This is a genomic window from Streptomyces spirodelae (assembly GCF_017676385.1).
Taxonomy (GTDB): Bacteria; Actinomycetota; Actinomycetes; order Streptomycetales; family Streptomycetaceae; genus Streptomyces; species Streptomyces spirodelae.
On sequence record NZ_JAFFZN010000037.1, the window covers coordinates 1 to 26,570 of the forward strand.

24 protein-coding genes are annotated in these 26,570 nt (G+C 72.2%); 8 read left to right on the forward strand and 16 right to left on the reverse strand.

The annotated features are described in order from the left end of the window. Window positions 1-35 precede the first annotated feature (35 nt). A complete protein-coding gene (locus JW592_RS29435) occupies window positions 36-1,694 on the reverse strand; it encodes a sensor histidine kinase (protein WP_209268301.1) in 1,659 nt (552 codons plus the stop codon). Window positions 1,695-1,768: 74 nt separating this feature from the next. On the opposite strand from JW592_RS29435, the gene JW592_RS29440 reads away from it, so the two are divergent. After that, entirely contained in the window at window positions 1,769-2,368 is a 600-nt protein-coding gene (locus JW592_RS29440; RefSeq protein WP_209268302.1) for a DedA family protein, read from the forward strand. Between the two features lie 83 nt (window positions 2,369-2,451). On the opposite strand, the gene proC is transcribed toward JW592_RS29440, so the two are convergent. The 4 genes from proC to JW592_RS29460 all read right to left on the reverse strand — a co-directional run bounded on the left by proC (window position 2,452) and on the right by JW592_RS29460 (window position 5,923). After that, window positions 2,452-3,255, reverse strand: a complete 804-nt coding sequence (proC, locus tag JW592_RS29445; RefSeq protein ID WP_209268303.1) for a pyrroline-5-carboxylate reductase — start codon at window positions 3,253-3,255, stop codon at window positions 2,452-2,454. A 168-nt stretch (window positions 3,256-3,423) separates the two neighbouring features. Next, on the reverse strand, window positions 3,424-4,161 hold the full coding sequence (locus tag JW592_RS29450) for an ABC transporter permease (RefSeq protein ID WP_209268304.1): 738 nt from the start codon (window positions 4,159-4,161) through the stop codon (window positions 3,424-3,426). After that, a complete protein-coding gene (locus JW592_RS29455; RefSeq protein WP_229377066.1) occupies window positions 4,158-5,033 on the reverse strand; it encodes an ABC transporter ATP-binding protein in 876 nt (291 codons plus the stop codon). Before JW592_RS29455 ends, JW592_RS29450 begins: the two co-directional genes overlap by 4 nt. Window positions 5,034-5,041: 8 nt before the next feature. Further along, window positions 5,042-5,923 (reverse strand): helix-turn-helix transcriptional regulator, encoded by an 882-nt coding sequence (locus tag JW592_RS29460; protein WP_209268305.1) that lies wholly within the window; start codon window positions 5,921-5,923, stop codon window positions 5,042-5,044. Between the two features lie 236 nt (window positions 5,924-6,159). On the opposite strand from JW592_RS29460, the gene JW592_RS29465 reads away from it, so the two are divergent. Both JW592_RS29465 and JW592_RS29470 read left to right on the forward strand, forming a co-directional pair. Next, a complete protein-coding gene (locus JW592_RS29465) occupies window positions 6,160-6,933 on the forward strand; it encodes an SDR family oxidoreductase (protein ID WP_209268306.1) in 774 nt (257 codons plus the stop codon). Window positions 6,934-6,995: 62 nt separating this feature from the next. Next, on the forward strand, window positions 6,996-7,229 hold the full coding sequence (locus JW592_RS29470) for a 4-oxalocrotonate tautomerase family protein (RefSeq protein ID WP_209268307.1): 234 nt from the start codon (window positions 6,996-6,998) through the stop codon (window positions 7,227-7,229). A gap of 109 nt (window positions 7,230-7,338) precedes the next feature. Here the strand turns inward: JW592_RS29470 and JW592_RS29475 are convergent, their stop codons facing one another. From JW592_RS29475 to JW592_RS29510, 8 genes are all read right to left on the reverse strand, one after another. Continuing rightward, complete coding sequence (locus tag JW592_RS29475; RefSeq protein ID WP_209268308.1) at window positions 7,339-9,501, reverse strand: MMPL family transporter; 2,163 nt, start codon at window positions 9,499-9,501, stop codon at window positions 7,339-7,341. Between the two features lie 120 nt (window positions 9,502-9,621). Beyond that, the gene (locus JW592_RS29480; protein ID WP_209268309.1) at window positions 9,622-9,912 is read right to left on the reverse strand and encodes a hypothetical protein; all 291 of its coding nucleotides are present in this window, start codon (window positions 9,910-9,912) and stop codon (window positions 9,622-9,624) included. Next, on the reverse strand, window positions 9,909-10,289 hold the full coding sequence (locus JW592_RS29485; RefSeq protein ID WP_307805594.1) for an ArsR/SmtB family transcription factor: 381 nt from the start codon (window positions 10,287-10,289) through the stop codon (window positions 9,909-9,911). The genes JW592_RS29480 and JW592_RS29485 overlap by 4 nt, the downstream gene beginning before the upstream one ends. Before the next feature lie 160 nt (window positions 10,290-10,449). Further along, window positions 10,450-10,950, reverse strand: a complete 501-nt coding sequence (locus JW592_RS29490) for a hypothetical protein (protein ID WP_209268311.1) — start codon at window positions 10,948-10,950, stop codon at window positions 10,450-10,452. A 118-nt stretch (window positions 10,951-11,068) separates the two neighbouring features. After that, window positions 11,069-12,922 (reverse strand): dihydroxy-acid dehydratase, encoded by a 1,854-nt coding sequence (ilvD, locus tag JW592_RS29495; protein ID WP_209268312.1) that lies wholly within the window; start codon window positions 12,920-12,922, stop codon window positions 11,069-11,071. Between the two features lie 134 nt (window positions 12,923-13,056). After that, complete coding sequence (locus tag JW592_RS29500) at window positions 13,057-13,740, reverse strand: TetR/AcrR family transcriptional regulator (protein WP_229377072.1); 684 nt, start codon at window positions 13,738-13,740, stop codon at window positions 13,057-13,059. A gap of 53 nt (window positions 13,741-13,793) precedes the next feature. After that, a complete protein-coding gene (locus JW592_RS29505) occupies window positions 13,794-14,675 on the reverse strand; it encodes a sugar phosphate isomerase/epimerase family protein (RefSeq protein ID WP_209268314.1) in 882 nt (293 codons plus the stop codon). An 80-nt stretch (window positions 14,676-14,755) separates the two neighbouring features. Next, entirely contained in the window at window positions 14,756-15,688 is a 933-nt protein-coding gene (locus tag JW592_RS29510) for a Ppx/GppA family phosphatase (protein ID WP_209268315.1), read from the reverse strand. 94 nt (window positions 15,689-15,782) lie between these two features. Between JW592_RS29510 and JW592_RS29515 the strand changes: the two genes are divergently transcribed. After that, window positions 15,783-16,757 (forward strand): DUF3109 family protein, encoded by a 975-nt coding sequence (locus tag JW592_RS29515; RefSeq protein ID WP_372446596.1) that lies wholly within the window; start codon window positions 15,783-15,785, stop codon window positions 16,755-16,757. Between the two features lie 19 nt (window positions 16,758-16,776). Here the strand turns inward: JW592_RS29515 and JW592_RS29520 are convergent, their stop codons facing one another. Continuing rightward, window positions 16,777-18,423 carry an RNA polymerase sigma factor gene (locus tag JW592_RS29520; RefSeq protein WP_209268353.1) on the reverse strand — a complete coding sequence of 549 codons (1,647 nt, stop codon included), beginning with the start codon at window positions 18,421-18,423 and terminating at the stop codon, window positions 16,777-16,779. 266 nt (window positions 18,424-18,689) lie between these two features. Here JW592_RS29520 and radA point away from each other — a divergent pair, with 266 nt between their 5' ends. Continuing rightward, window positions 18,690-20,087 (forward strand): DNA repair protein RadA, encoded by a 1,398-nt coding sequence (radA, locus tag JW592_RS29525; protein ID WP_209268316.1) that lies wholly within the window; start codon window positions 18,690-18,692, stop codon window positions 20,085-20,087. 271 nt (window positions 20,088-20,358) lie between these two features. Further along, the gene (gene disA / locus JW592_RS29530) at window positions 20,359-21,480 is read left to right on the forward strand and encodes a DNA integrity scanning diadenylate cyclase DisA (protein ID WP_209243191.1); all 1,122 of its coding nucleotides are present in this window, start codon (window positions 20,359-20,361) and stop codon (window positions 21,478-21,480) included. A gap of 19 nt (window positions 21,481-21,499) precedes the next feature. On the opposite strand, the gene JW592_RS29535 is transcribed toward disA, so the two are convergent. Further along, on the reverse strand, window positions 21,500-22,348 hold the full coding sequence (locus JW592_RS29535; protein ID WP_209268317.1) for a hypothetical protein: 849 nt from the start codon (window positions 22,346-22,348) through the stop codon (window positions 21,500-21,502). A gap of 300 nt (window positions 22,349-22,648) precedes the next feature. Here JW592_RS29535 and JW592_RS29540 point away from each other — a divergent pair, with 300 nt between their 5' ends. Next, entirely contained in the window at window positions 22,649-23,620 is a 972-nt protein-coding gene (locus JW592_RS29540; RefSeq protein WP_209268318.1) for an iron-sulfur binding domain-containing protein, read from the forward strand. A gap of 236 nt (window positions 23,621-23,856) precedes the next feature. Here JW592_RS29540 and JW592_RS29545 read toward each other — a convergent pair whose 3' ends face one another. Then, the gene (locus JW592_RS29545) at window positions 23,857-25,488 is read right to left on the reverse strand and encodes an MDR family MFS transporter (protein WP_229377076.1); all 1,632 of its coding nucleotides are present in this window, start codon (window positions 25,486-25,488) and stop codon (window positions 23,857-23,859) included. Between the two features lie 307 nt (window positions 25,489-25,795). On the opposite strand from JW592_RS29545, the gene JW592_RS29550 reads away from it, so the two are divergent. After that, window positions 25,796-26,377 carry a TetR/AcrR family transcriptional regulator gene (locus JW592_RS29550; RefSeq protein WP_209268319.1) on the forward strand — a complete coding sequence of 194 codons (582 nt, stop codon included), beginning with the start codon at window positions 25,796-25,798 and terminating at the stop codon, window positions 26,375-26,377. Window positions 26,378-26,570: the final 193 nt, after the last annotated feature.

Below are 26,570 nucleotides of genomic sequence, written 5' to 3' on the forward strand. Positions count from 1 at the left end.
GACGGCGGGCGTGTCAACTGTGGGCCTCGGCTCCGTCAACGCTCGTCCCTGTCCAGGGTGATCCGGTCCTTGTGGGCGAGGCGGCCGTCCGCGAAGCAAAGGCGGTACAGGGGCGAGTTGGAGAAGGTGCCCGTGCGGTAGAAGCGGCACTCGTTCGTGTGGTCGGGGTCCGGGGGGGCACCGCTCGGGCGGCTTTCCTCGTCGAACTCGTAGGACGGGAGTCGCGGGGTCACCGAGGTCTTCGCCTCCCCGACGCGCAGGTCCTCGTACGTGTGCTGGGGCAGGACGGACTCGTGGGAGGTGTAGAGCTGGAAGCCGTACATCAGCACGGCCAGGACGGCAGTGGCGGCGGCCGGTATCCACAGGGCGTTCGCCAGTCCTCGGCGTACGCGTTGCCGGGCCTGGGCCAGCTCTTCGGTGGAGCGTGACCGTCCGGTGGCCGGCGGGTCCGGCGGGTGGGGGTCCGCGGTGACGTGGGTGAGGGGGAGGCGGGCCCGGATTTCGAAGGCGTCGTCGGAGGCGTGGGCCCGGAAGGTACCGCCGGCCTGGCGTACGCGTTCGTCCAGGCTGATCAGTCCTGTGCCGGAGCCGACCCCCGGGGTGGGCGGAGCCCCACTTGTTCCGACGCCGTTGTGGACCGTCACTTCCAGCGCGGCCGAGCCCCGCCGTAGTCCGACGGTGATGGCGGAGCCGGGAGCGTGCTTGGTCGCGTTGGTGACGGCTTCCTGGACGACGCGATAGGCGGCCCGGGCGACGAGTGGCGGGAGACCGGCCCAGTCCGCCTCCTCCGTTCCGTGCTGCCGGAGGGTGATGCGTACACCGGAGGCGGCAGTGCGGGCCACCAGGTCGGGGACGGTCTCGGTGCCGCGGAGCCGCGCGGTGTCGCTGGTGTCCTGCTGGAGCAGGCCGATGATCTGGCGGAGGCTCTCGGTGGCGTCGGCTGCGGCCTGGCGGAGCTCCGCAGCGGAGGCGCGGGCCGCCTCGTCCACGCCCGGTGACACCTGGAGAGCGGCGGCGCGTACGGCTATGAGGCTGAGGTCGTGGCCGAGGGAGTCGTGCATGTCGCTCGCGATACGGGAGCGCTCACGCAGCCGGGTGCGTTCGGCCACCAGCTGCTGTTCGCGCTCCATGCGGGCGGCCAGCTCCCAGCCGGTGCTCTGGAGCGCGTACTGCTGGCGGCGGAAGCGGCCCAACAGCCAGGGGAGGACGGCCGCGAACAGGACGGTGGTCACGAGGGTGAACCAGTCCCACAGGCCGGCGCCCGGCAGGGTCAGGGCGAGTACGAGCCCCGCAGCGCAGAGTGCGGCCGCCGCGAGGAGCGAGGCGCGTGCGTCCTGGGTGCGGCGGCCCAGCAGGAAGCTGAGGGCGACCAGGGCGGGGCTGAAGGTGCTGGTGAACAGCTCGGGGGTGGCGATGAGGCCGAGGACGGCCGGGACGGCTGCGGCTGCCAGCGGGGCCCGGCGGCTCAGCGGCGCGGCGACGGCGAGCAGGGGCGCGGCCAGCACCCGGAGCCAGAGCGGGTCTTCGCCGAGGGTGGGGAGGGGATACGCCATGAACAGCCAGAGGGCCAGGTCGGCCAGCACCTCGCGGACCCGCCGACGGCGCAGGTACTCGCGGAGCCGGGCCGGGAGTCGGCGAGCGGGTGCGAGGGAGTTCACGCTGGTCACCGTACGCGGCAGGGCCGAGCCGGACATCTGTCGAAAGTGGAGGGTGGCCGACGACGATCGTGGGCTGCTGGGCGGCTGGTGCGCTCCGTACGTTCCGGAGAATGAACGAGGCGATGGTGCACGCGGTCGAGGGGTTCGTCAGTACGCCATGGGTGTATGTGGCGCTGTTCGCGATCGCGATGCTGGATGGATTCTTCCCCGTGGTGCCGAGCGAGACGCTGGTGATCACCCTGGGGGTGTTCGCCGCCGCGCAGGGCGAACCCGCGTTGCCGCTGGTGATCGTGGTGGCGGCGCTCGGTGCTTTCGTCGGGGACCACGTCTCGTACGCGATCGGACGGCGCTTCGGGGCGCGTATCCAGGCGCGGCTGCGAGAGGGGGGCCGGGGGCGGCGGGTCCATGAGCGGGTGGGGCGGATGCTGGCCGAGCGGGGCGGGCTGGTGCTGGTGGCGGCGCGCTACATCCCCGGCGGCCGGACGGCGGCCACGCTCACCACCGGGGCGACCGGGTTTCCGCGCCGGTCGTTCACCCGGTTCGACGCCGTGGCCGTGGTGAGCTGGGCGGTCTATTCGGCCTGTCTGGGGTATGTCGGCGGTGCGGCCTTCGAGGAGACGCCGCTGTACGGGGTGGCGCTCGGGCTGGCCCTGGCGTTCACGATCACGCTGGTGCACGAGGGGGTGCGGGGATCGCGGGCCCGGCAATGAGGGGTGTGCCAGGGGCGCCTGGGGGCACCGGGAGGTACCCGGGGGCGGCCAGGCGCGCCCGGGCGCTCCTCCTCGGCTGGCCGTCAGCTCCCCAGTTCGCGGCTGCGGTCGCGTGCCGCCTCGATGGCGTCGATGAAGGCGGCACGGACGCGGTGGTTCTCCAGTTCGCGGATGGCGTTGATCGTCGTACCGCCCGGCGAGGTGACGTTCTCGCGGAGGGTGACGGGGTGTTCGCCGCTGTCGCGGAGCATGGTGGCGGCGCCGACGGCGGCCTGGACGATCAGTTCGTGGGCCTTGTCGCGCGGGAGGCCGAGCTGGATGCCCGCGTCGGTCATGGCCTCGACCAGGAAGAAGAAGTAGGCGGGGCCGGAGCCGGAGAGCGCGGTGGCCGCGTCCTGCTGGCCCTCGGGGAGGCGGAGGGTCTTACCGACGCCGCCGAAGATCTCGTCGGCGAGTTTCAGGTGGTCCTCGGTGGTGTGGGTGCCCGGCGAGATGACGGACATCGCCTCGTCGACCAGCGCAGGAGTGTTGGTCATGACGCGGATGACGGGGGTGCCCTGGGCGAGGCGCTGTTCGAGGTAGCGGGTGGTGATGCCGGCGGCGCCGCTGATCACCAGGCGGTCGGCGGGCACATGCGGGGCTAGCTCGTCCAGCAGCGCGCCCATGTCCTGCGGCTTGGGGGTGAGGATGAGGGTGTCGGCGGTCTTGGCGGCCTCCGCGTTGCCGACGGTCTCCACACCGTAGCGCTCGCGCAGTTCGGCGGCGCGCTCGGGGCGGCGGCTGGTGGCCAGGAGGCGGGAGGGCGACCAGCCGCCTCGCAGCATGCCGGAGAGCAGCGCCTCCCCGATCTTGCCGGTGCCGAGGACCGCGACTTTCTGGGTGGTCATGGGGTGCTTCACCTCGTGCGTTGTTGCGCGTCGGACGCCGTGTGGCCGCCTGCCCGCGATCGCGGACACCGCATCCATCCTCCCACCGGCCCGCCGCCGGACCGCGCCTCGTTCCACAGCGCGGACGGGGGTCCCCACCGCTGACGCGAGCCCCAAGCGCGGACGTGCTCAGGCCGTACGGCGGCGGAGGGTGGCGGCCCCGAGGAAGAGGACGAGGAGGGCGCTGCCCGCGACGATCACCGCGTCCCGGACGAAGTCCCCGGTGGCGTCCGGGTGCTTGAGGACCTCCGTCATGCCGTCGACCGCGTAGGACATGGGCAGCACATTGGAGACCGCCTCGAGGGCCGGCTGCATGCTGCCGCGCGGGGCGAACAGGCCGCACAGCAGGATCTGCGGGAAGACGATGGCGGGCATGAACTGGACCACCTGGAACTCGGAGGCGGCGAACGCGGAGACGAAGAGCCCCAGTGCCGTGCCCAGCAGGGCGTCGAGCAGCGCGATGAACAGCAGCAGCCAGGGCGAGCCCGCGATGTCGAGGTCGAGGAACCAGACCGCGACGCCGGTGGCGACGGATGCCTGGACGACGGCGAGCACACCGAAAGCCAGTGCGTAGCCGACGATCAGGTCGGCCTTGCCCAGCGGCATGGACAGCAGCCGCTCCAGCGTGCCCGAGGTGCGTTCGCGCAGCGTGGCGATGGAGGTGACCAGGAACATCGTCACCAGCGGGAAGATGCCCAGCAGCGAGGCGCCGATGCTGTCGAAGGAGCGGCGGTCCGCGTCGAAGACGTAGTAGAGCAGCACCAGCAGCAGTACGGGCACGAGCAGCAGCAGTGCGATCGTCCGGGGGTCGTGGGCGAGCTGACGCAGGACGCGGCGTGCGGTGGCGAGCGTGCGGGCGGCGTTCATGAGGTGGCTCCGGAGGACTTGTCGGCGGACTCGGCGCGGTCCAGGTCGCTGCGCGCGGACCCGTCACTGGACGACTCACCGCGGGACACCTCGCCGCGTGCGGACTCGACGAGCTTGAGGAAGGCGTCCTCGACGGTGTCGCTGCCGGTGTTCTCGCGGAGGGCCTGCGGGGTGTCGGCGGCCAGCAGGGTGCCTTCCCTGATCAGGAGCAGGTGTTCACAGCGGTCGGCCTCGTCCATGACGTGCGAGGAGATCAGCAGGGTGGTGCCGCGTGCGGCGAGGCGGTGGAAGAGGTTCCACAGGTCGCGGCGGAGCACCGGGTCGAGGCCGACGGTGGGCTCGTCGAGGACGAGGAGTTCGGGGGTGCCCAGCAGCGCGACGGCGAGGGAGACACGGGACGACTGGCCGCCGGAGAGGTTGCCGGCCAGGTCGTCGGCGTGCGAGGTGAGGTCGACGTCGGTAAGGGCCTGCTCGACGGCGGCGGCGCGGTCGGCGTGGGGGATGCCGAGGACTGCCGCGTAGTAGTCGAGGTTCTGCCGTGCCGTCAGGTCGGCGTAGACGGACGGGGACTGGGTGACGTAGCCGACCCGGGAGCGCAGCGGCGCGGTGCCGGCGGGCCTGCCCAGCACGTCGAGGGTGCCGGTGACCTTGGCCTGGGTGCCGACGATGGCGCGGATGAGGGTGGATTTGCCGCTGCCCGAGGGGCCGAGGAGACCGGTGACGGTGCCGGGTCGGACGTCGAAGGAGAGGTTGTCGAGCACCCGGCGGCTGCCGCGTACGACGGTGAGGTCGCGGGCGTGGACGGCGGCGGCCGGGGCGGCGTCCGCGGCAGCGTGGGTGCGCGAGGGGGCGCGCGGCGACTTATTCATCATGTGATGAATTATTGTCTGCCGTCTCCCGGCGCGTCAAGCGCATCCGCACCTGCCGTCAGCTCCTGGGTGCCGATGACCGAGAGAAGTTCCAGTTGGGCAGCGCCTTCGCTGCCGGGCGGCGCGGAGAACCACAGCAGGCGCTGCCGCCCGTCCTCGCTGAACAGGCTGTGACAGTCCAGCTCGATCACCCCGAGCGTGGGATGCACGATGCGCTTGTGGTCGGCCCGCCGCAGACCCACGTCGTGTGCGTCCCACAGCGCGGCGAACTCCGGGCTGCGCCTGCGCAGCCCGCCCACCAGCCGTGCCACCTCGGCGTCGCGACCGCGCCGGGCCGCCACGGCGCGCAGATCGGCGACGAACACCCGCGAGTGGTGCGGGTGGTCCTCCGCGGGGTAGAGCGCCCGCGCGTCAGGGTCGGTGAACCATCGATGGACAAGGCTCGCCGCGGGGCCGCGAGCCGCCGGAGCCCGTCCGACGAGCGCGCGGGCCAGGTCGTTCTGGACCAGGGTCTCGTGCAGATCGGTGATGATCTGGGCGGGAGTGGTGGTGAGCTGGTCCAGCAGGCCGAGCAGAGCCGGCTCGACATGCGCCGCCGTGCCGTGAGCGGCCGTCGGCAGCGGCCGCTCCGCCAAGTGGAACAGATGGTCGCGCTCGTCACCCCGCAACCGCAGCGCCCGGGCGAGCGCCGCCAGCACCTGGGCCGAGGGCCGGACACCCCGGCCGCGCTCCAGCTCGGTGTAGTAGTCGGCGGACAGCCCGGCCAGCTGCGCGACCTCCTCACGCCGCAGCCCTGGCACCCTGCGCCGGGGGCCGCTGGGCAGGCCCACATCAGCCGGGCGGACCCGGTCGCGCCGGGATCTGAGAAATGCGGCGAGTTCCGATTCATTCACGCTGCCATCGTCACGCGGGCCGACTTACCGAGCCAGGGGTCGCCGACCCCCGGGTAATCGGCGCCCTGGCAGGCCCGCGTGACGGGGCCCAGGCTGAAGAGGCGAGCAGGACGCGGCGCCGGGCCGCGCGATCCCTTCCCACTTCCGGCTGCCCGCTCTCCGCTTCCTGTTCGCCGTCCAGCACCGCCCCTCTCACTTTCCGACTTTCCGACCCAGCACCGTTCGCAGGAGACGCCATGTCCACCCAGCAGCAGTCCCAGCCCGACTCCCGGCCCGGCACGGCCGGCCGCGTCGCCGTCGTGACCGGCGGCTCGCGCGGTATCGGCCGCGCGACGGTGGGCCGACTGGCCGCCGACGGCTTTGCCGTCGTGGTCGGCTACGCCGGGAACCGGGAACTCGCCGAGACCGCGGCGAAGGAGATCACCGCGGGCGGCGGCCGGGCGTTGGCCGTACAGGCCGACGTCGGCGACGAGCAGCAGGTCGCAGCGCTGTTCGACGCCGCCGAGTCGGCGTTCGGCGGCGTCGACGCGGTGGTACACGCGGCCGGCCGGGGGCATCTGGCCCCGGTCGCCGAAATGGACCTGTCCGAGCTGGACGCGGTGCTCCGCACCAACGTGCGGGGCACCTTCGTCGTCGCCCAGCAGGCGGCCCGCAGGACGCGTCCGGGCGGGACGCTGGTCACCTTCTCCTCGTCCGTGGTGGGCCTGGCCTTCCCCGGATACGGCGCCTACGCGGGCGGCAAGGGCGCGGTCGAAGCCCTCACGTTGATCCTCGCGCGGGAGCTGCGCGGGCGGGATGTCACCGTCAACGCCGTCGCGCCCGGTCCCACCGCCACCGATCTGTTCCTCGACGGCAAGGACGAGGAGACCGTCGCCCGGCTGGCCGCGCAGCCCCCGCTGGAACGCCTCGGCACACCCGCCGACATCGCCGAGCTCGTGGCCTTCCTCGCCTCACCGGGCGGGCACTGGGTCAACGGCCAGGTCATCCGCGCCAACGGCGGCATCGTCTGACAGCCGTCGGCAGCACTTTTCCCGCTCCCGTCACAACCACAACCGATCTGAAAGAGACACTCATGCCTTTCGCGAACTTCAAGGTCCCTGCCGGAACGCTCGACGAGCAGCAGAAGGAGGAGCTCGTCACCCGGACCACCGAGCTGTATGTCGAGATCTACGGCGAACGAGCCCGTGCCAACACCATGGTCCTGGTCGAGGAGGTCACCGACGGCGGCTGGGGCATCGGGGGCAACGTGCTGACGCTGGCTGCGCTGGGGCAGCCCTCCGGCGGTGAGTCGGCTGCTCACGGGTAGCCCCTGACCGGGCGCTGCAGGCTGCCGGTCCTTTGTGGTTGCTCGCGCGGTTCCCCGCGCCCCTTCGGGGCACGGGGAACTGCGGCAGTCGGCGGTGGCGTTGCCACGTTCAGACGCGTTCCATCTCCTTGGTCTCCGGGGCCGACTCGTTCGTTTTCGCCTGGGGCTGCGGCTGCGTGCCGTCGCGGCCCAGGCGGCTCGGCCACCAGATGCGGGTGCCGAGGTCCAGGGCCAGTGAGGGGACCAGGACGGTGCGGACCAGGAAGGTGTCCAGCAGGACCCCGATGCCGACCAGCACGCCGAGCTGCGCCATCGAGACCAGCGGCATCGAGGCGATCACCGCGAAGGTGGCGGCCAGCACGATGCCCGCCGAGGTGATCACACCGCCGGTGGAGCTGAGGCCGGCCAGCACTCCCTTGTTGTGGCCCTGCAGGGCGACCTCCTCGCGGACCCGGGTCATCAGGAAGATGTTGTAGTCGATGCCCAGCGCCACCAGGAAGACGAATCCCATCAGCGGGAGGGAGTTGTCCATCGCGGCGAAGTCCAGCACGTGCGCGAAGATCAGGTGCGAGGCTCCCAGCGCGCCGAAGTAGGACAGCACCACCGTCGCGAGCAGCAGCAGCGGGGCGATCAGCGAGCGCAGCAGCGCCACCAGGACCAGCAGGACGACGGCGAGCACGATCGGGATGACGACCTTCAGGTCGCTCTCCGCCGCGCGCCGGGTGTCCAGTGACTCCGCTGTCGTACCGCCCACCAGCGCCTCGGCGCCGTCGACCTTGTGCACGGCGGTGCGCAGCCGGTCGATGGTGTGCTTGGCCGCTTCGCTGTCCGGCGCGTCCTCCAGGACGACGGACAAGGAGGTCAGGGACCCGTCGGAGGTTCGGTCGTCGGCCCGTACGGACTCCACTCCGTCGACGCCCGCCGCAGCGCGCTGCGCCGCGGCGCTCGCCTCGGTCCGTACGACGACGGTGGCCGGGTCGGAGGAGCCGGACGGGTAGTGCGCCGAGAGCTTCTCCTGGGCGACGACCGACTCCGGCTTGTCCTGGAACATCTCCGCGTTCGTCAGCCCCATCGTGATGCCGGTCGCGCTCAGCGCCAGTACGGCCGTGACGGCGATGGACATCAGCCAGGACCAGCGCGGGCGGCGGGCGATCAGGGCGCCGATACGGGACCAGACGGTGCGGGCCGCACGCGGCTGCCCCTCGGCGGCGGCCGCTGTCTCCGTGTAGCGGGGCACGAACGGCCAGAAGACCCAGCGTCCGGCCGCCACCAGCAGCGCGGGCAGCACGGTGATCATCGCCAGCAGGGCGCAGACGACACCGACGGCACCGACCAGGCCCAGCGAGCGCGAGGAGTTGATGTCGGCGAAGGCCAGGCAGGCGAGTCCGATGGCGATGGTGCCGGCCGAGGCGACGATCGCGGGGCCGGAGCGGCGTAGCGCGAGCCGCATGGCCTCGTGCCGGTCCCGGTGGCGGTGGAGCTCCTCGCGGTAGCGGGCGATGAGCAGCAGCGCGTAGTCGGTGCCGACGCCGAAGACGAGCACCATCAGGATGCCCGCGCTCTGCGGATCGACGGGCAGCGAGGCGTACTTGGCCAGTACGTAGGTGGTGACCTGGGTGAGGACGGCGGCGAAGCCGACCGACAGCACGGGGAAGAGCCACAGCAGCGGGCTGCGGTAGGTGATCAGGAGCAGCAGCGTGACGACGGCTCCGGTGGCCAGCATCAGCCTGGAGTCGAGGTTGTCGAAGACCTTGATGTTGTCGATCAGCGAGCCGGCCGGGCCGCCGACCTCCACGTCGAGCCCGGGAGGCGCGTTGGCCGCCGCGACCGAGCGGATCTTCTCCACGTCGTCGGTCATGTCGTCGTCACCGGTGGTCAGGGGCACCACCAGCATCAGTGCCTTGCCGTCCCGGGAGGGGATCGGGCCGCTGATCTTCTCCCCCTTGGCCACCAGCGGTGCGAAGTCGGCGCGGTCGGCGCGTGCCTTGGCGGCGTCGGCCTTGGTGGTGGCGGAGTCGCCGCGGGAGTAGACGGCGACGGCCGGAATGATCTCGTCCTTGCCGCGGAACTTCTCCAGCTCCGTATTGACCTTCGCGGACTCGGCGTTGCCGGGCAGGAAGGCGTTGGCGCTGCTGTCCTCGACCTCGCCGAGCTTCCCGGCCAGCGGTCCGAGCGCCACGACGATGATCAGCCAGGCGGCGAGCACCAGCCATTTGGTGCGTTTTCCGCCGGGGGCCGTGGCCAGGCTGCGCAGCGTGCTGCCAGCAGGCATGGGTAACCTCCATGGTGTGGGTGTGGGACGCGAGGGGTTCGCGAATTGCTCACGCTCATGTGTACGGCCGGGAGTTGCCGCTCCCGGCCGTACGAGCGGTGATGCGGGATGGCGGGCCGGTTACTCGATTTCGCGCATCATCTTTTCCATCGAGGCGATGGACTGCCGGGCCTGGGTGAGTTCGTCCAGGGTGCGGCGGTGCAGTTCGACGTTGTCTTCCAAGAGCTGCGCGTACTTCTCGGTCAGGGCCTTGTACTGCTGTTCTCGGGCGGCCAGCATGCGGGACCGCCAGGTGGCGGCGATCTGCCAGACGATGACGATCAGCAGGACGAAGAGCCCGCCGGTTCCGAGTGCCGCCGCCCACACACCGGCCGGGTCGGCGGCTGCCGTGTTCGTCAGCTGCTCGTTCACTGCGTTCTCGCTTTCCTGTGCCGGGTCTCGTCCTGCTTCTCGTTCTGCTTCTCGTTCTCGTCCTGATCGGTGAGGGTTCCCGCCGCCTCCGCGACGACCTGCGGGGTCAGCGCGTAGGCGAACGGGGCCAGCTCGAAGAACTTCATCGCCTTGCCGCTGTCCGACAGCTCCAGCGACCCGACGACGAGGCCGGCCGCCTCCAGCCGCTGGAGGTGCATGTGCAGCAGGGGGCGGCTCACGCCGATCTCACGGGCGAGTCTGCTGACGTAGTTGCGGCCCTGGGCCAGCGCCGCGACGATCCGCATCCGGTGCGGATTGCCGAGCGCCGTCAGGATCTTCAGCAGCTCGTCTCCTGTCGGGGTCTCGATCGCGCTCACCGCGACCCCTCTCTCTTGGGTGTAAGAAGAATCTGACATGTGGCGGGGCGGGGTGTCGAGCCAAGAAGCCCCTAGTCGGGGACAGTTCAGGGTTCCCCCTGAGACGGCTGCGGGAGGGCCCCGAGGGGCCCTCCCGGAGGATGTGTCGGGGGTTGCGGGATCAGCGCTTGCGCTTCCGTTTGCGCGCCGCCGGGTTGCCGGTACGGGCCGAGCGCTGACGCTCGTGCCGGGCCAGCGCCTCCTCGTACTCGGCGCGGTGCAGCTTCTCACCGGGGGCCTCGACACAGGAGCGCACCGCGTAGGCGAGCAGCACGCCGATGAAGCCGACGACCCGGACGCTGCGCATGGAGGACTCGGCCGCCTCCTCACGCTCGGTGGGGCGGCGGCCGTAGTGGGTGAGGGTGCGGGAGAACGCCAGCGCGCTGCACACGGCGAACGCGGCGACCAGCAGGATGCTTGCCCAGCTCCCGATGTCGGCCAGTACGACGCCCTGATAGGCGAACCGCAGCACGAAGGCCCCGGCGATCGCCGCCAGTACCGCGCCGGTGCCCAGGGCTGCACGGCGCAGTGCGTAGCCCTGGGAGTGGTCGACCCAGGTCGTGCCGTAGAAACGGAGCGGTTCGGGGGACGGTGCGTCGGGGATCTTCGGTTGCTGGGGCACGTTTCGATTATGGCCGTGCGGGGTTCCGGGCAGCGTCTGCCCCTGGCTGCCGGTTGCGGGCTTGCGGTTCAGTGGGGCTGGTCGCGCAGTTCCCCGCGCCCCTGGCGGGGCGCGGTTGTCAGCGTTCCAGCAGCGTCACGTCGCGCACCGCGCCGCGGTCGGCGCTGGTGGCCATCGCCGCGTAGGCGCGCAGCGCGGTGGAGACCTTGCGCTCGCGCGCTGCGGGCGCGTACCGGCCGCCCAGTGCCTCACGGCGGGCGGCCAGCGTCTCGTCGGGGACGTCGAGGCGCAGCTGCCGGTTGGGGATGTCGATGACGACCGGGTCGCCGTCCTCCACCAGCGCGATCGTGCCGCCGCCCGCCGCCTCCGGCGAGATGTGGCCGATGGACAGCCCCGACGTACCGCCGGAGAACCTGCCATCGGTGATCAGTGCGCAGGTCTTGCCCAGGCCCCGGCCCTTGAGGAAGGAGGTGGGGTAGAGCATCTCCTGCATCCCCGGACCGCCCTTGGGGCCCTCGTAGCGGATGACGACGACGTCGCCCTCCTTGACCGTCTTGTCGAGGATCTTCTGGACGGCGTCCTCCTGGGACTCGCAGACGACCGCGGGCCCGGTGAAGGTCAGGATCGACTCGTCCACGCCCGCGGTCTTCACCACGCAGCCGTTCTCGGCGAGGTTGCCGTACAGCACCGCCAGCCCACCCTCGGCCGAGTAGGCGTGCTCGACGTCGCGGATGCAGCCGCCCGCAGCGTCGGCATCCAGCGTCTCCCAGCGCTCGGACTGCGAGAACGCCTCGGCTGAGCGCTTGCAGCCCGGTGCGGCGTGGAAGAGCTCGACGGCCTCGGGGGACGGGGAGCCGCCGCGGATGTCCCAGGTCTTGAGCCACTCGTCCAGCGAGTCGGCGTGCACGGTGTGCACGTCCTCGTTGAGCAGCCCGCCGCGGTAGAGCTCGCCCAGGATGGCTGGGATGCCGCCGGCGCGGTGCACGTCCTCCATGTAGTACGTGCCCCCAGGCGCCACGTTCGGGGCGACCTTGGCCAGGCAGGGCAGCTTGCGGGAGAGCCGGTCGATGTCGGCCATCGTGAAGTCCAGCTCGGCCTCCTGGGCCGCCGCCAGCAGGTGCAGGATCGTGTTGGTGGAGCCGCCCATGGCGATGTCGAGGGCCATGGCGTTCTCGAAGGCGGCACGGGAGCCGACGCTGCGCGGCAGGACGGTGGCGTCGTCCTGGTCGTAGTAGCGCTGGGCGATCTCGACGACCGTACGGCCCGCCGTCTCGTACAGCGCCTTGCGCGCCGTGTGGGTGGCCAGCACGGAGCCGTTGCCGGGCAGCGCCAGGCCGATGGCCTCGGTGAGGCAGTTCATGGAGTTCGCTGTGAACATGCCCGAGCAGGAGCCGCAGGTCGGACAGGCGTTCTCCTCGATACGGAGGATGTCCTCGTCGGAGACCTTGTCGTTGACGGCCTCGGACATCGCGTCGACCAGGTCCAGCTTGCGGACGGTGCCGTTCACCAGCGTCGCGCGGCCGGCCTCCATGGGGCCGCCGGAGACGAACACGGTGGGGATGTCGAGCCGCATCGCGGCCATCAGCATCCCGGGCGTGATCTTGTCGCAGTTGGAGATGCAGATCAGCGCGTCCGCGCAGTGCGCCTCGACCATGTACTCGACCGAGTCGGCGATCAGGTCCCGGGAGGGCAGCGAGTAGAGCATGCCGCCGTGGCCCATGGCGATGCCGTCGTCCACCGCGATCGAGTTGAACTCGCGCGGGATGCCGCCCGCCGCCTTGACCGCCTCGGACACGATCCGGCCCACCGGCTGGAGGTGGGTGTGGCCCGGCACGAACTCGGTGAAGCTGTTGGCCACCGCGATCACCGGCTTGCCGAAGTCCTCACGCGCTACACCGGAAGCCTGCATAAGGGCACGTGCCCCTGCCATGTTGCGGCCGTGTGTGACGGTGCGGGACCTCAGCTCGGGCATGGCTGCCCCTCCCTTGGTGCGGGCGGCCGCCATGGCGTGGGGCCCTGCGGCCGCTGCGGTACGTATCCGTAGAAGAATCGTGCCGTACGGGGGAATCGTGCGGTACGTAGAAGAACCGAGGGTACGCCTCGGGCTCAGGATCCGGACAGGGGGTCCGGATGATGGACGGAACCGTTCTGTGCGCCCGCCGGCCCCGTGAGGTGGTGCTGGACCACCGGCGCCAGCCGGGCGATGGCGCCCTCCAGCGGCTCCGAGGCCAGCGGCTCCAGCCGGATCACATGCCGCAGCATGGCCGCGCCCACCAGCTGGGCCGCGGCCAGGCTCACCCGCAGCTCGGCGTCGGGCCCCTCGATCCGCGCGGCCACCCGGGTCAGCAGATTGCGGGTCAGCAGTCCGCGGAAGACGGCCGCCGCCCGCTCGTTGCTGACCGCCGAACGGAGGATCGCCAGCACCGGATCGCGCGTGGCCGGGTCCTCCCAGAACCCCAGGAAGCGGCGGGTGAGTGCCTCGCCCACGGCGCCCTCGGGAACGGTCCCGACCATGGTGGGGACGTCGAGCACGGGCGCCATCGCGCCCTCGATCGCCGCGACGAACACCTGCTCCTTGGTGCCGAAGTAGTGGTGGACGAGCGCCGCGTCCACCCCGGCGCCGCGGGCGATGGCGCGCACGGACACCTTGTCGTAGCCATGCTCGGCGAACTCCCCGCGGGCCGAGGCCAGAATCCGCTCGCGCGCCCCGGGCCCTGCTCCGGCGGCACCGCGCGCGGGACGCCCACGCCTGCGCGGCGCGGGAGCCGGTTCCGGCTTCGGCTCCGGCATCGCGTTCGGCTTCGGCTTCGGCTCCGGCTCCGGATCGTGCGAAGGGGTGTCGGTCATGCTTTCCCCCGGCCGGCGGGATGGCCGGTCGCCTTCCCGTCTCCGGCGCCGCCCTGCTCCTCTCCGGTACCGCCCGGAGCGGCGAGGTGGAGCCGGGTGTAGGCGAGGGCCTCGGCCAGGTCCTCCTCGCGCTCGGCGGCCGACATGGCACGCCGCGTGTTCACCTCGACGACCACGTGCCCGTCGAACCCGAGCGCGGCCAGCCGCTCCAGCACCTGGGCGCACGGCTGCGAGCCGCGCCCCGGCACCAGGTGCTCGTCCTTGGCCGAGCCGTTGCCGTCCGCGATGTGCACATGGCCGAGGCGGTCGCCCATCCGCTCCACCATGGCGAGCGTGTCGTTGCGGGCCGTCGCCGTGTGCGAGAGGTCGATCGTGAAGTGCCGGTAGTCGTTCTGGGTGGGGTCCCAGTCCGGGGCGTAGGCCAGCATCTCGCGGTCGCGGTAGCGCCAGGGGTACATGTTCTCGACGGCGAACCGGACGTCGGTCTCGTCCGCCATCCGCCACACGCCGCGTTCGAACTCGCGCGCGTAGGAACGCTGCCAGCGGAACGGCGGGTGGACGACGACGGTGGAGGCGCCCAGCGCCTCGGCGGCAGCGCGGGCACGCACCAGTTTCGCCCACGGATCGGTGGACCATACGCGCTGCGTGATGAGCAGACACGGTGCGTGTACGGCGAGGATCGGTACCCCGTGGAAGTCCGAGAGCCGGCGCAGCGCGTCCACGTCCTGGCTGACCGGGTCCGTCCACACCATGACCTCGACGCCGTCGTAACCGAGGCGCGCGGCGATCTCGAAGGCCGCGGCCGTCGACTCCGGGTACACCGAGGCCGTCGACAGCGCGACCTTCGCCTGGGGGACCCGCACGCTTTCGATGCCCACCCAGCCACCCTAAGCGCGGTTCGCTCGACGCGAGCGGTTGCCCCCCTGTGAGCGGGCCCTCTCCTGAGCACTTCGGGGGGCTACGCCGTGCGCATCCGGTCCAGGCGGCGCAGGATTATGCCCTCGCGAAGCGCCCAGGGGCAGATCTCCACTTCGGTGACGGAGAGCAGGTCCATGGCGGCCTCCGCCACCAGCGCTCCGGCGAGGAGCTGGTGTGCCCGCCCCTCCGAGACGCCGGGCAGGGCCGCGCGCTCCTCGACGGGCATCGCCGCGAGCTTGGGCACCCACCCCTCCAGGGAGGTCCGGCTCAGCACCCGGCGGGTGTAGAGGCCGTCCGCGCTCCGGGGGGCGCCCGCCATCCGCGCGAGCTGCTTGAACGTCTTGGAGGTCGCCACCACATGGTCCGGCGGGCTGAAGCGGTTGAACTCGCCCACCGTGCGGGCGATCTCGGCCCGCACATGCCGCCGCAGGGCGCGGACATCGGCCTGGTCGGGCGGGTCGCCCGGCAGCCACCCGGAGGTGAGCCGTCCGGCGCCCAGCGGCAGCGAAACCGCGGCGTCCGGATCCTCGTCCAGTCCGTAGGCGATCTCCAGCGAGCCGCCGCCGATGTCCAGCACCAGTAGCCTCCCCGCCGACCAGCCGAACCAGCGCCGTACGGCCAGGAACGTCAGCCGCGCCTCGTCGGCGCCGGAGAGCACCTCCAGCTTGACGCCGGTCCGGGTGGCGATGCGGTCCAGTACGTGCTCCGCGTTGGTGGCCTCGCGGACGGCGGAGGTCGCGAAGGGCAGCAGCGCCTCGACCCCCTTGTCCTCGGAGACCTCAAGCGCCTCGGTGAGGGTGGTGCAGATCCGCTCGACGCCCTCGGCGCTGATCGACCCGTCCGCCTCCAGAAGTTCGGCGAGCCGCAGCGTCGTCTTGTGGGAGTACGCGGGCAGGGGCCGGGCACCGGGGTGCGCGTCCACCACGAGCAGGTGGACCGTGTTCGAGCCCACATCGAGGACACCGAGTCTCATACCCAGCACGCTAGCCTCCTCCCGGGCCCGACGCTGCGGGTACCTCCCGGCGACGAGCGGGGTACCTTCCCGCGACGATACGGGAAGACGGCCCATGGAGCGCCGTCCGGGCAGCGCACCGCCCGGCCCGTACGCTGGTGGCGTGGGTGAGAGCGAAGCGGCGAAGCACAAGAAGCAGGAAGGCGCGCACGGCGCGCTTCCGGCGCCCCGGGCGCGCGACGAGGAGGTCGGCCTCGACTACACCCGCGCCTGGGTGGAGTTCCCCGACCCGGCCGACGACGAGCAGGTCTTCCGCTGCGACCTGACCTGGCTGACGTCCCGCTGGAACTGCCTGTTCGGCAACGGCTGCCAGGGCATCACACCCGGCCGCGCCTCCGACGGCTGCTGCACGCTGGGTGCCCACTTCGCCGACGAGGACGACGAGCAGCGCGTGGCCTCACACGTGGCCCGGCTGACACCCGAGACCTGGCAGTTCCACGACATCGGCACCGGTGCACTGGGCTGGACCGAGGTCAACGAGGAGGGCGAGCGCCAGACGCGGCGCTGGCAGGGCGCCTGCATCTTCAACAACCGGGCCGGTTTCGCGGGCGGCGCCGGGTGCGCACTGCACACCCTCGCGCTGCGCGAGGACCGCGAGCCGCTGGAGACCAAGCCGGACGTGTGCTGGCAGGTACCGATCCGGCGCAGCTACGAGTGGGTGGAGCTGCCGGACGGCGAGGAGGTGCTCTACGTCACCATCGGCGAGTACGACCGCCGGGGCTGGGGCTCAGGAGGGCACGACCTGCACTGGTGGTGCACCGCGGCGCCGTCAGCGCACGGCGCCGGACGGCCGGTCTACGAGTCGTACCGCGCCGAGCTGATCGAACTGATGGGCAAGCCCGGCTACGACCAGCTCGCCGAGCTGTGCGCCCAGCGCATGGCGAGCCAACTGCCCCTGGTGGCCGAACATCCGGCGACGGCCCGCGCCGCCGCCGCCCGGGCAGAGGCCGGGGTCGGCGACGGCGGCGGTGACGGCGGCTGTGGCAGTGGTTGTGGCTGTGGCGGTGCCGAGTCGGACACGCTGCAGTAGCGGAGGCGGCGGCGCCCCCTCAGGACGGGGAATCGCCCGGGTCCTGGGGCGGGTCCGAGTCCTGGGTCGGCGTGGGGGACGGCGACGGGGAGCCGCTGGGGTCCGGACTGCCGGTCGGCGTCCCGCCGGAGACCGGTGACAACGGGGAGGACGGCGGCGCCGCGGGGTCGGGCGTGGACGCCGGCACCGACGGGCGGTCCACCGACGGCGGGGCCGCGGGGTCGCGCCGGGGCGCGCGGGGTTTCTGTCCGTGCTCCCGGGAGGGTTTCTCCCGTGCCTCGCCGTCCGCCTCCCCCGCCCGGCCCTCGGCGTCGTCGTCCGGATCGGCGCCGCGCGCCCCGGACCCCGGCGGCGAGCCCATACCGCCGGGGCCGCCCGCGCCGCCGTACCCCTCGCCGTCCTGCGTGTCCGGCGCAGTGGCGGAACGGTCCGCCTGAGGCTCGCCCGTGACGGGCGCCCCGCGATAGGCAGCCCACAGCGCGACCACCGGCGCCGCCAGCACGGCCGCGACGACCGTCGAGGTCAGCGCACGCGCGCGCAGCCGGTCCCGGCGGGCCCCCCGCTCGTTCTCGCACACCGGGAAGCCCGCACGGTCGAAGCGGGGCGTGCGCTGGGCTCTCGCCCGGCGCGCCAGTGCGACGGCGGCCTCGACAGCCGAGCGCGGGGCCGACAGGACCGCGAGCGCCGCCGAGGCGGGCGCTGTGCCGGGCCAGGAGACCTCGGCCATGGCGTGCTCGGCGGCCCGGCGGCACTGCGCGCACTCGTCCACATGCCGCACCAGTTCCCGGCGCAGCGCGGTGCCGAGCAGCAGCCGCTCGTCACCGGCGAGCCTGGCGACGGCGGCGCAGCCGCCCGACTCGACCACCCGCAGCGCCGCCCTGGTGCGCTCGACCTCGCAGGAGGCGTTCAGCAGGAGGTCCTCCGCCGCTGCGGTCGTCAGGGAGAGCACGGCCGCGATCTGCTCGGGGGACAGCCCGTGCCGGACGGACAGCTCCAGGGCCTCGCGCTGCTCCGGTGAGATCCCGGCGGCCTCCGGCCAGGCGAGCGCGGCCAACTCCCGGCGCCGCTGGGCACGGGCGCCAGGGCCCAGCGGCTCGATCCCCTGGGCGGCCGGGGAGGCGGGGACGGGTGGGGAGGCGGCAGGGGGTGCGGGGACAGCCGGGGATGGGGAGGCGGTCGGGGACGCGGGGACAGCCGGGGCTGCGGGGGCGACCGGGGGCCAGGTGCCGGTCGAGGACGCCGCGGACCATGTACCGGCCAGGGGCCGACCGGCCTGCTCCACCTGCCCGGACCGCGCACCCCGGCCGGTCGGCGTACCCCACGCGCCTTGCGCGACCAGCGCCGACTGTGCGGCCTTCTGGTCGGCGAGGCGACGCGAACAGGCCCACCGGGCCAGCGCGTACAGCCAGGGCCGGTGGGCCTGTTCGTCCTCGGGGGCGCGGCCGCGCGCGCGTTGGCGGTCCGCGAGGGCAAGAGCCTCACCCAGTGCGGCGAGAGCGGATTCGTGCTCGCACATCACGGAAAGGCAGTAGGTGAACAGGCCGTCCAGGTACGCGTCGTCGCACCGCGCGCCCGTGCTCGCGGGGTGGTGGTGCGTCGTCCTGCCCGCCCGGTGCGCTGGGGGTGCGCCGGGGGCGTTCGTCGGGTGCTCGCGCCTGCTCGTCATCACCCCGGCGACGGTAGGCGGATGATGGCGCTTTGCCGGGGCCGCCGACGCGGGATTACTTCCTTCGGGTGACGGGGGCCGTCAAAACAGGACACGTCCGATGGGTTTGGCGACACCAAGGGCACAAAGGGGCGCGCCAAGGGCGCGCATATGACACCCGGCCGACCGCGCGCGGACCGGCTGGAACCGGCTGGCAGCGGCCATCAGGGCCGAACGGCCCTGGACGGGACGGGCCGCTTGTCAGTGGCCGCCTATACGGTGACGCCATGGCTGCCCGTAAGTCGTCCGCCAAGGACCGCCCCACCTACCGCTGCACCGAATGCGGCTGGCAGACCGCCAAGTGGCTCGGGCGGTGCCCCGAGTGCCACGCATGGGGCACCGTCGAGGAGGCGGGCGGCGCCCCCGCTGTCCGTACCACGGCGCCCGGCCGGGTCTCGGTCTCCGCGCTGCCCATCGGGCAGGTCGACGGCAAGCAGGCCACGGCCCGCGCCACCGGCGTGCCCGAGCTGGACCGGGTGCTGGGCGGCGGCCTGGTGCCCGGCGCCGTGGTGCTGCTGGCCGGTGAGCCCGGCGTCGGCAAGTCGACGCTGCTGCTGGACGTCGCGGCCAAGGCGGCCTCCGACGACCACCGCACGCTGTACGTCACCGGCGAGGAGTCCGCAGGACAGGTGCGGCTGCGGGCCGACCGCATCGGCGCGATCGACGACCACCTGTATCTGACCGCCGAGACCGACCTTTCGGCCGTCCTGGGACACCTGGACGAGGTCAAACCCTCGCTGCTGGTGCTGGACTCGGTGCAGACGGTGGCCTCCCCCGAGATCGACGGGGCGCCCGGCGGCGTCGCCCAGGTGCGGGAGGTGGCCGGCGCGCTGATCCGGGCCTCCAAGGAGCGCGGCATGTCCACGCTGCTGGTGGGCCACGTCACCAAGGACGGCGCCATCGCAGGGCCGCGGCTGCTGGAGCACCTGGTCGACGTGGTGCTGCACTTCGAGGGGGACCGGCACGCGCGGCTGCGCCTGGTGCGCGGCGTGAAGAACCGGTACGGGACCACGGACGAGGTCGGCTGCTTCGAGCTGCACGACGAGGGCATCACGGGGCTGGCCGACCCCTCGGGGCTGTTTCTGACCCGCCGCGCCGAGCCGGTTCCCGGCACCTGTCTGACGGTGACGTTGGAGGGGCGGCGGCCGCTGGTCGCCGAGGTGCAGGCGCTCACCGTCGACAGCCAGATCCCCTCCCCCCGCAGAACCACCTCAGGGCTGGAGAACTCGCGGGTCTCGATGATGCTGGCGGTGCTGGAGCAGCGCGGCCGGATCAGCGCCCTGGGCAAGCGGGACATCTACAGCGCGACGGTCGGCGGCGTACGGCTCTCCGAGCCCGCCGCCGACCTGGCGGTGGCGCTCGCGCTGGCCAGCGCCGCGAGCGACACCCCGCTGCCGAAGAACCTGGTGGCGATCGGCGAGGTCGGCCTGGCCGGCGAGGTGCGCCGGGTGACGGGCGTCCAGCGCCGGCTGGCGGAGGCCGCGCGGCTGGGCTTCACCCACGCGCTGGTGCCCGGCGACCCGGGCCGCGTCCCCGACGGAATGCGGGTGCTGGAGGTCGCCGACATCGGCGAGGCCCTGCGTGTCCTGCCCGCACGTCCGGCCCGTACGGCAGCCACCGCATAACTACGGCAGCCACCGCATAACGCAGCGCGCGACCCGGCCTGCCGCCGCCGCGCCCACGGACCGGGGCGTCCGCGGGGGCGGGCCCGGCCGACGCGGCGAGGGGTCGGTTCGGTGCGCCGGTAGACTTTGCCCCGGTCTCGACCGACCACGAGCATCACGGGGGGCTGTGCGCGGCACCGCGAGGGGGGACCGGCACGGCTTCTTCGAGGGTGCGGTGGAATCCGGCGGCCGAGGAAATGCCGACAGGCACCCGCACGACCGAAGGAGTGCAGTGGCAGCCAACGACCGGGCAGCGGTCCCCGGCAGGGCCGAGGGGGCGTCCGGCCTGATGCGCGCCTCACTGAGCGCGGTCGCGCCCGGAACGGCGCTGCGCGACGGGCTGGAGCGCGTCCTGCGCGGCAACACCGGCGGGCTCATCGTCCTCGGCATGGACAAGAGTGTCGAGCAGCTGTGCACCGGTGGCTTCGTGCTCGATGTGGACTTCAGCGCCACCCGGCTGCGCGAGCTGTGCAAGCTGGACGGCGCCCTCATCCTCGACAAGGACATCTCCAAGATCGTCCGGGCGGGTGTGCAGCTGGTCCCCGACGCCTCGATCGAGACGGAGGAGACCGGCACCCGGCACCGGACAGCACAGCGGGTCTCGATCCAGACGGGCTATCCGGTCGTCTCCGTCAGCCAGTCCATGCGGCTGATCGCCCTCTACGTCGACGGGCAGCGGCGCGTACTGGAGGACTCCGCGGCGATCCTCTCCCGCGCCAACCAGGCACTGGCGACCCTGGAGCGCTACAAGCTGCGCCTGGACGAGGTCGCCGGCACGCTCTCCGCGCTGGAGATCGAGGACCTGGTCACCGTCCGGGATGTGACGGCCGTGGCCCAGCGCCTGGAGATGGTGCGCCGGATCGCCACGGAGATCGAGCAGTACGTGGTGGAACTGGGCACCGACGGGCGGCTGCTCTCCCTCCAGCTCGACGAGCTGATCGCGGGCGTGGAGCCGGAGCGCGAGCTGGTCGTCCGCGACTACGCACCGCAGACGGTCGGCGCAGGGCGTCGGGTGCGTGCCGTACCCGACGCGCTCAACGACCTCGACCGGCTCACCCACACCGAGCTGCTCGAACTGGCCACCGTGGCACGGGCGCTGGGCTACAGCGGCGCCCCGGAGACCCTCGACTCGGCCGTCTCGCCGCGCGGCTTCCGGCTGCTGGCCAAGGTGCCGCGGTTGCCGGGCACCGTCATCGACCGGCTGGTCGACCACTTCGGCGGCCTGCAGAAGCTCCTCGCGGCGAGCGTGGACGACCTCCAGGCGGTGGACGGCGTCGGCGAGGCCCGGGCCCGCTCGGTCCGCGAGGGCCTCTCCCGGCTCGCCGAGTCCTCGATCCTCGAACGCTACGTGTGACGGCTGCCGGGCCCGGCGGCTACTTCACCAGTTTGAATGACGTGCGGACCGTCTTGAGGCCCTTCACCTTCACCTCCACCTCGTAGGTGCCCGGCTTGGGCGCCTCGAAGGTGGGCGTTCCGCAGTTGGCCGCGCTGGCCTTGCGGAGCCAGGTGAGGGTGTGGGTCGAGCTGCCGTGGCCCGGCACCAGACGCAGCATCGGCTTCTCGGTGGGCGGGCAGTCGTCGGAGCGCCAGAACTTGGCGTCCTCCGGGTTCTTGATCGTCACGATCGTCGCGGTGCGGCCGAGGTCGATCTTGCAGGCGCCGCCCGTCTCGTTGGTGACCCTCAGCTCGAACTGCGGCCGTTCGCCCGGCCCGTACTCCTTCTCGACGCTGCGCAGCGCCACCTTCACCTCGCCGGGGCGGCAGTCGGCCAGGTCCGCCGAGGCCGGGACGCCCGCCGCTCCCCCGCCGCCGGTGCCGCCCGAGCCCGAACCCTGGGAGCCCGCGCCGCCGTTGCCTGCCCCTGAGCTGTCCCCGGGGCCCCAGCCCGTGCCGCCCGCCGAGGACTGGTCCTTCTCGTCGGAGCCCCCGGAGCCGCCCGAGCCGTCGGAGCCGTCGGAGCCGCCGTTCTCCTCGTCACGGCCGCCCGGACGTTCGCTGATGGCCGGTCCTGAACCGGTGGGGCCCGGAGTGATCGTGCTGGCGGGCCCGTTGCCCCCTTCGCCGCCCTTGCCCTCGTTGCCGGCTCCGTCGCCACCGCCGAGCGAGGTCACTGCCCAGACGACGATCAGGACCAGCAGCGCGAGGACAGCAAGGGCAACTGCCCTCCGGCGCCAGTAGATGGAGGAGGGAAGCGGCCCGATCGGATTGCGCAGAGATCCCACGCGGAAACCTTACGAGACATCAGCCACACCACAGGACCGCACCCACCGCTCGGAGCACCAATTGTTGTGATGAGCGGCAAAGTGCGGAGCGTGGTGGAGTGATCGGTCCCGGTCCATACCGCTTTGGTGGCACTTCAGCGATTCCTGAGGTTGACCGCCTTACGCGACAAACACGCTGTCCACACGGTATGTACCGGCACGGGACCTATCTCACGGATGCGGGGCGGAAGCAGCGGACAGGCTTTCGTACCGCGTGTGCGTTTTTCGGATGAGGAGCGCCGTGCCAGGATCGGTCGTGCCATGACTGCGACCACCGAGACTCCCCAAGCCGCTTCGGCCGGCGCCCCGCATGCGCGCGCCGCGGAAACCGAAGCCGTCGACCCCGCCCTGCGCGAGACGGCGCGCGCCCTCCATGCCCCCGTCGTCGACTGGTTCGCCACACACGCCCGCGACCTTCCCTGGCGCCGCCCGGAAGCGGGCGCGTGGGGCGTCATGGTCAGCGAGTTCATGCTCCAACAGACCCCCGTCAACCGGGTACTTCCGGTGTACGAGGAGTGGATGAAGCGCTGGCCGCGCCCCGCCGACCTGGCTGCCGAGGCGCCCGGCGAAGCCGTACGTGCCTGGGGCCGGCTCGGCTACCCGCGCCGCGCCCTGCGGCTGCACGGAGCCGCCAAGGCCATAGCGGAACGGCACGGCGGCGAGGTGCCCGTCGAGCACGCCCAGTTGCTGGCGCTGCCGGGCGTCGGCGAGTACACGGCCGCCGCCGTGGTGTCGTTCGCCTACGGCAGGCGGCACGCGGTGCTCGACACCAATGTGCGCCGGGTCTTCGCGCGCGCCGTCAGCGGCCGGCAGTACCCGCCCAACGCCACCACGGCGGCCGAACGCAAGCTCGCCCGGGCGCTGTTGCCCGAGGACGACCAGACCGCCTCTCGGTGGGCGGCTGCCACCATGGAGCTGGGCGCACTGGTGTGCACCGCGCGCAATCCCCAGTGCGGACGGTGCCCGATCGCTGCGCAGTGCGCCTGGCAGCGGGCGGGCGCCCCCGAGCACCAGGGGCCGGCGCGGCGTACCCAGGCGTATGCGGGCACCGACCGGCAGGTGCGCGGACGGCTGCTGGCCGTGCTGCGCGCCGCCAAGGAGCCGGTCCCCCAGTCCGACCTCGACCGCGTCTGGCACGAGCCCGTCCAGCGCGCACGGGCGCTGGACGGGCTGGTGGCCGACGGTCTGGTCGAGCCCCTGGACGGCAAGCGGTACCGCCTGCCGCTGACCTGAACCATTCGCCGGCCTTGCCGACGAGCCCAGGGACGCAGGGGAGCCCGGCGCTTGCCGACCACTCGGCGACGCCGGGCTCCCTCGCAGTGAGCGGGCCCGTCCCGGCACAGCGGCGCGCGCCCGTCGCGGCACAACCACCCGGCGTGCCCCCACCGGCCCGCCCGCCCCGGCAGGGGAAGGGGCACCCCTGCTGGGCAGTGGCGGGCGGCCCCAGGGCAAGAGGGAGCCGCCTCGGCTCAGGCTCCTACGCCGGCTCGCCCGTCGGCCCGGGCGGACTCGTCCTCCGTGGTGTCGAGGTCCCGTGCCTCGGGGGCCGACGCGGCGGAGCCCGGTTCGCCGGTCCCCCCGGTGGGGACACCGTCCTGCGGTTCCGGCCGCTGCGCTGCGGCATCCTTGAGGGGGACCTCCTTGATGAACCACGCGGCGACGAAGGCGAGCACCGTGACCCCCGCCGCGAGCAGGAAGACCGCGTGGGTGCCGTTGACCACTGCGTGCTCGTACGCCGCCCGGATCTGCTCGGGCAGCTTCTCCAGGGAGGCGGCGTCGAGCTGGGCACCGCCCTCGGTGAGCTTGGCGGCCGATCCGCCGACCCCGTTGCCGGCTGCCGCCGCGCTTTCCCGCATGGCGTCCTCCACTCGGCGGGCGAAGATGGTGCCCATCAGAGCGACGCCGAAGGAGCCGCCGATGGTGCGGAAGAGGGTGGTCGTCGATGAGGCGACGCCCATGTCCTTGAGCTCCACGCTGTTCTGCGCGATGAGCATGGTCAGCTGCATCAGGAAGCCCATGCCCGCTCCGAGCACGGCCATATAGAGGCCGGACGTCACCCTGCTGGTGCCGACGTCCATCTGCGCCAGCAGGAAGAGGCCGACGGGTATCAGCGCGCCGCCCACGATGGGGTAGATGCGGTACTTCCCCGTCTTGGTGGTGGCACGGCCGGTGACCACGGAGACGACCATCATCGGCAGCAGCACGGGCAGCAGGAGCAGCCCGGAGTTGGTGGCCGAGGCGCCCTGGACGCTCTGCTGGTAGAGCGGCAGGAAGGTCATCGAGCCGAACATCACGAAACCGAGCAGGAAGCCGATGAAGGCGACCAGCGAGAAGTTGCTGCTGCGGAAGACCCGCAGCGGCAGTATCGGCTCGGCCACCCGCCGCTCGACGAAGGGGAAGGCGATCAGCGCGACCACGGCCAGTGCTCCGAGGCCGACGATGGTGGCCGAGCCCCAGTCGTACTCGGTGCCGCCCCAGCTGGTGACGAGCACGGCGGCGGTGATGCCGAGGGTCAGCAGCACGGCGCCGGTGTAGTCGATACGGCCCTGGGTGCGCTTCTTCGGCAGGTGCAGGACGGTGCCGACCATCGCGAGCGCGACGGCCCCCAGCGGCAGGTTGATGTAGAAGGCCCAGCGCCAGCCGAGGTGGTCGGTGAGAGTGCCGCCGACGAGCGGACCGCCGATCATGGCCAGCGACATCACTCCGGCCATCATGCCCATGTACTTGCCGCGCTCACGGGGCGGCACCAGATCGCCCATGATCGCCATGGCGCCGACCATCAGCCCGCCCGCGCCCAGGCCCTGGAGGGCGCGGAAGCCGATGAGCTGGCCCATGGTCTGGGCCGCGCCCGAGGTCATCGAGCCGGCGAGGAAGAGGACGATGGAGGCGAGGAAGACCCCCTTGCGCCCGAACATGTCGCCGAGCTTGCCCCAGATGGGCGTGGAGGCGGCCGTGGTGAGGGTGTAGGCGGTGACGACCCAGGAGAGGTGCTCCAGGCCGCCGAGCTCACCGACGATGGTGGGCATGGCGGTGCCCACGATCATGTTGTCCAGCATCGCGAGCAGGACGGCGATCATCAGCGAGAACATGACCAGGTACATGCTCCGCGGCTTCGGCCCGCCGTCGGTGGTGCCTTCGGCGGCCTTGCCGCCCTCGGCTGCCCCATCGGGCGCGGCGGTCTCGACCGCCTCGGCGGTCTCCGCCTTGGGTTTCCCTTGACCCGGGCTCGACCTTTCCTTGCCGTTGGTGCCCTCCATGCCCCGCTCCGCCCCGTTTGTCGCGCCACTCGCACCCATGCGCGGCCACTCCCCTTTTGCTTGCCACTTACTTGCCGCACGGCTAGTTCAGTACGATGGATAAGGTAGGGCGCTCCTAGCCGGGCGTCAAGTAAGTTTTGAAGGGGTCGGCATGAGCAGGGGAAACACCCGTCAGCGCATCCAGGACGTGGCACTGGAGCTGTTCGCTGAGCGCGGTTACGAGAAGACCTCGCTCAGGGAGATCGCCGAGCATCTCGGCGTCACCAAAGCGGCGCTCTACTACCACTTCAAGACGAAGGAAGACCTGGTCACCAGCCTCTTCGAGGATCTGGTGCTGGGCCCGGCCGACGAGGTGATCACCTGGGCCGAGGCGCACCAGCCGACCTCGCTGGAGACGAAGCTGGAGATCCTCAACCGCTACAGCGAGTGCATCAGCAACGCCTTCCCGCTGGTCCGCTTCATGCACGAGAACCAGGCCGCGCTGCGCGAGCTGTCCATCGGCGAGCTGATGAAGCAGCGCATCCTCACGCTCCTGGAGCTGATCAAGGACCAGGACGCCGCCCTCTCCGACCAGGTCCGCTGCGCCTCCGCGCTGTTCACCATGCACTCGACCTTCTTCACCCTGCAGGGCACCGACGCCGACCAGGAGGAGAAGCGCAAGGCGGCCCTGGAGGTCGCCCAGGACCTGGTCACGGCTGCCCACCACGGCGCGGGCTCCCCGTCGGGCACCTGACCGTCCCAGCGGGCACCTGACCGTCCCAGCGGCACATGACCGTCCCGGCCGACCGCACCCTCACGCCCCTGAGAAACGGGCAGCGCCCGTCACGTGAGTGACGGGCGCTGCTGCCGACTCCGGTACGTCCCCTGAACCGGAGCGATCTGTGGGCGGGCCGAGCGACCCCGGGGGCCGCGGCCCTCTTGCGGGC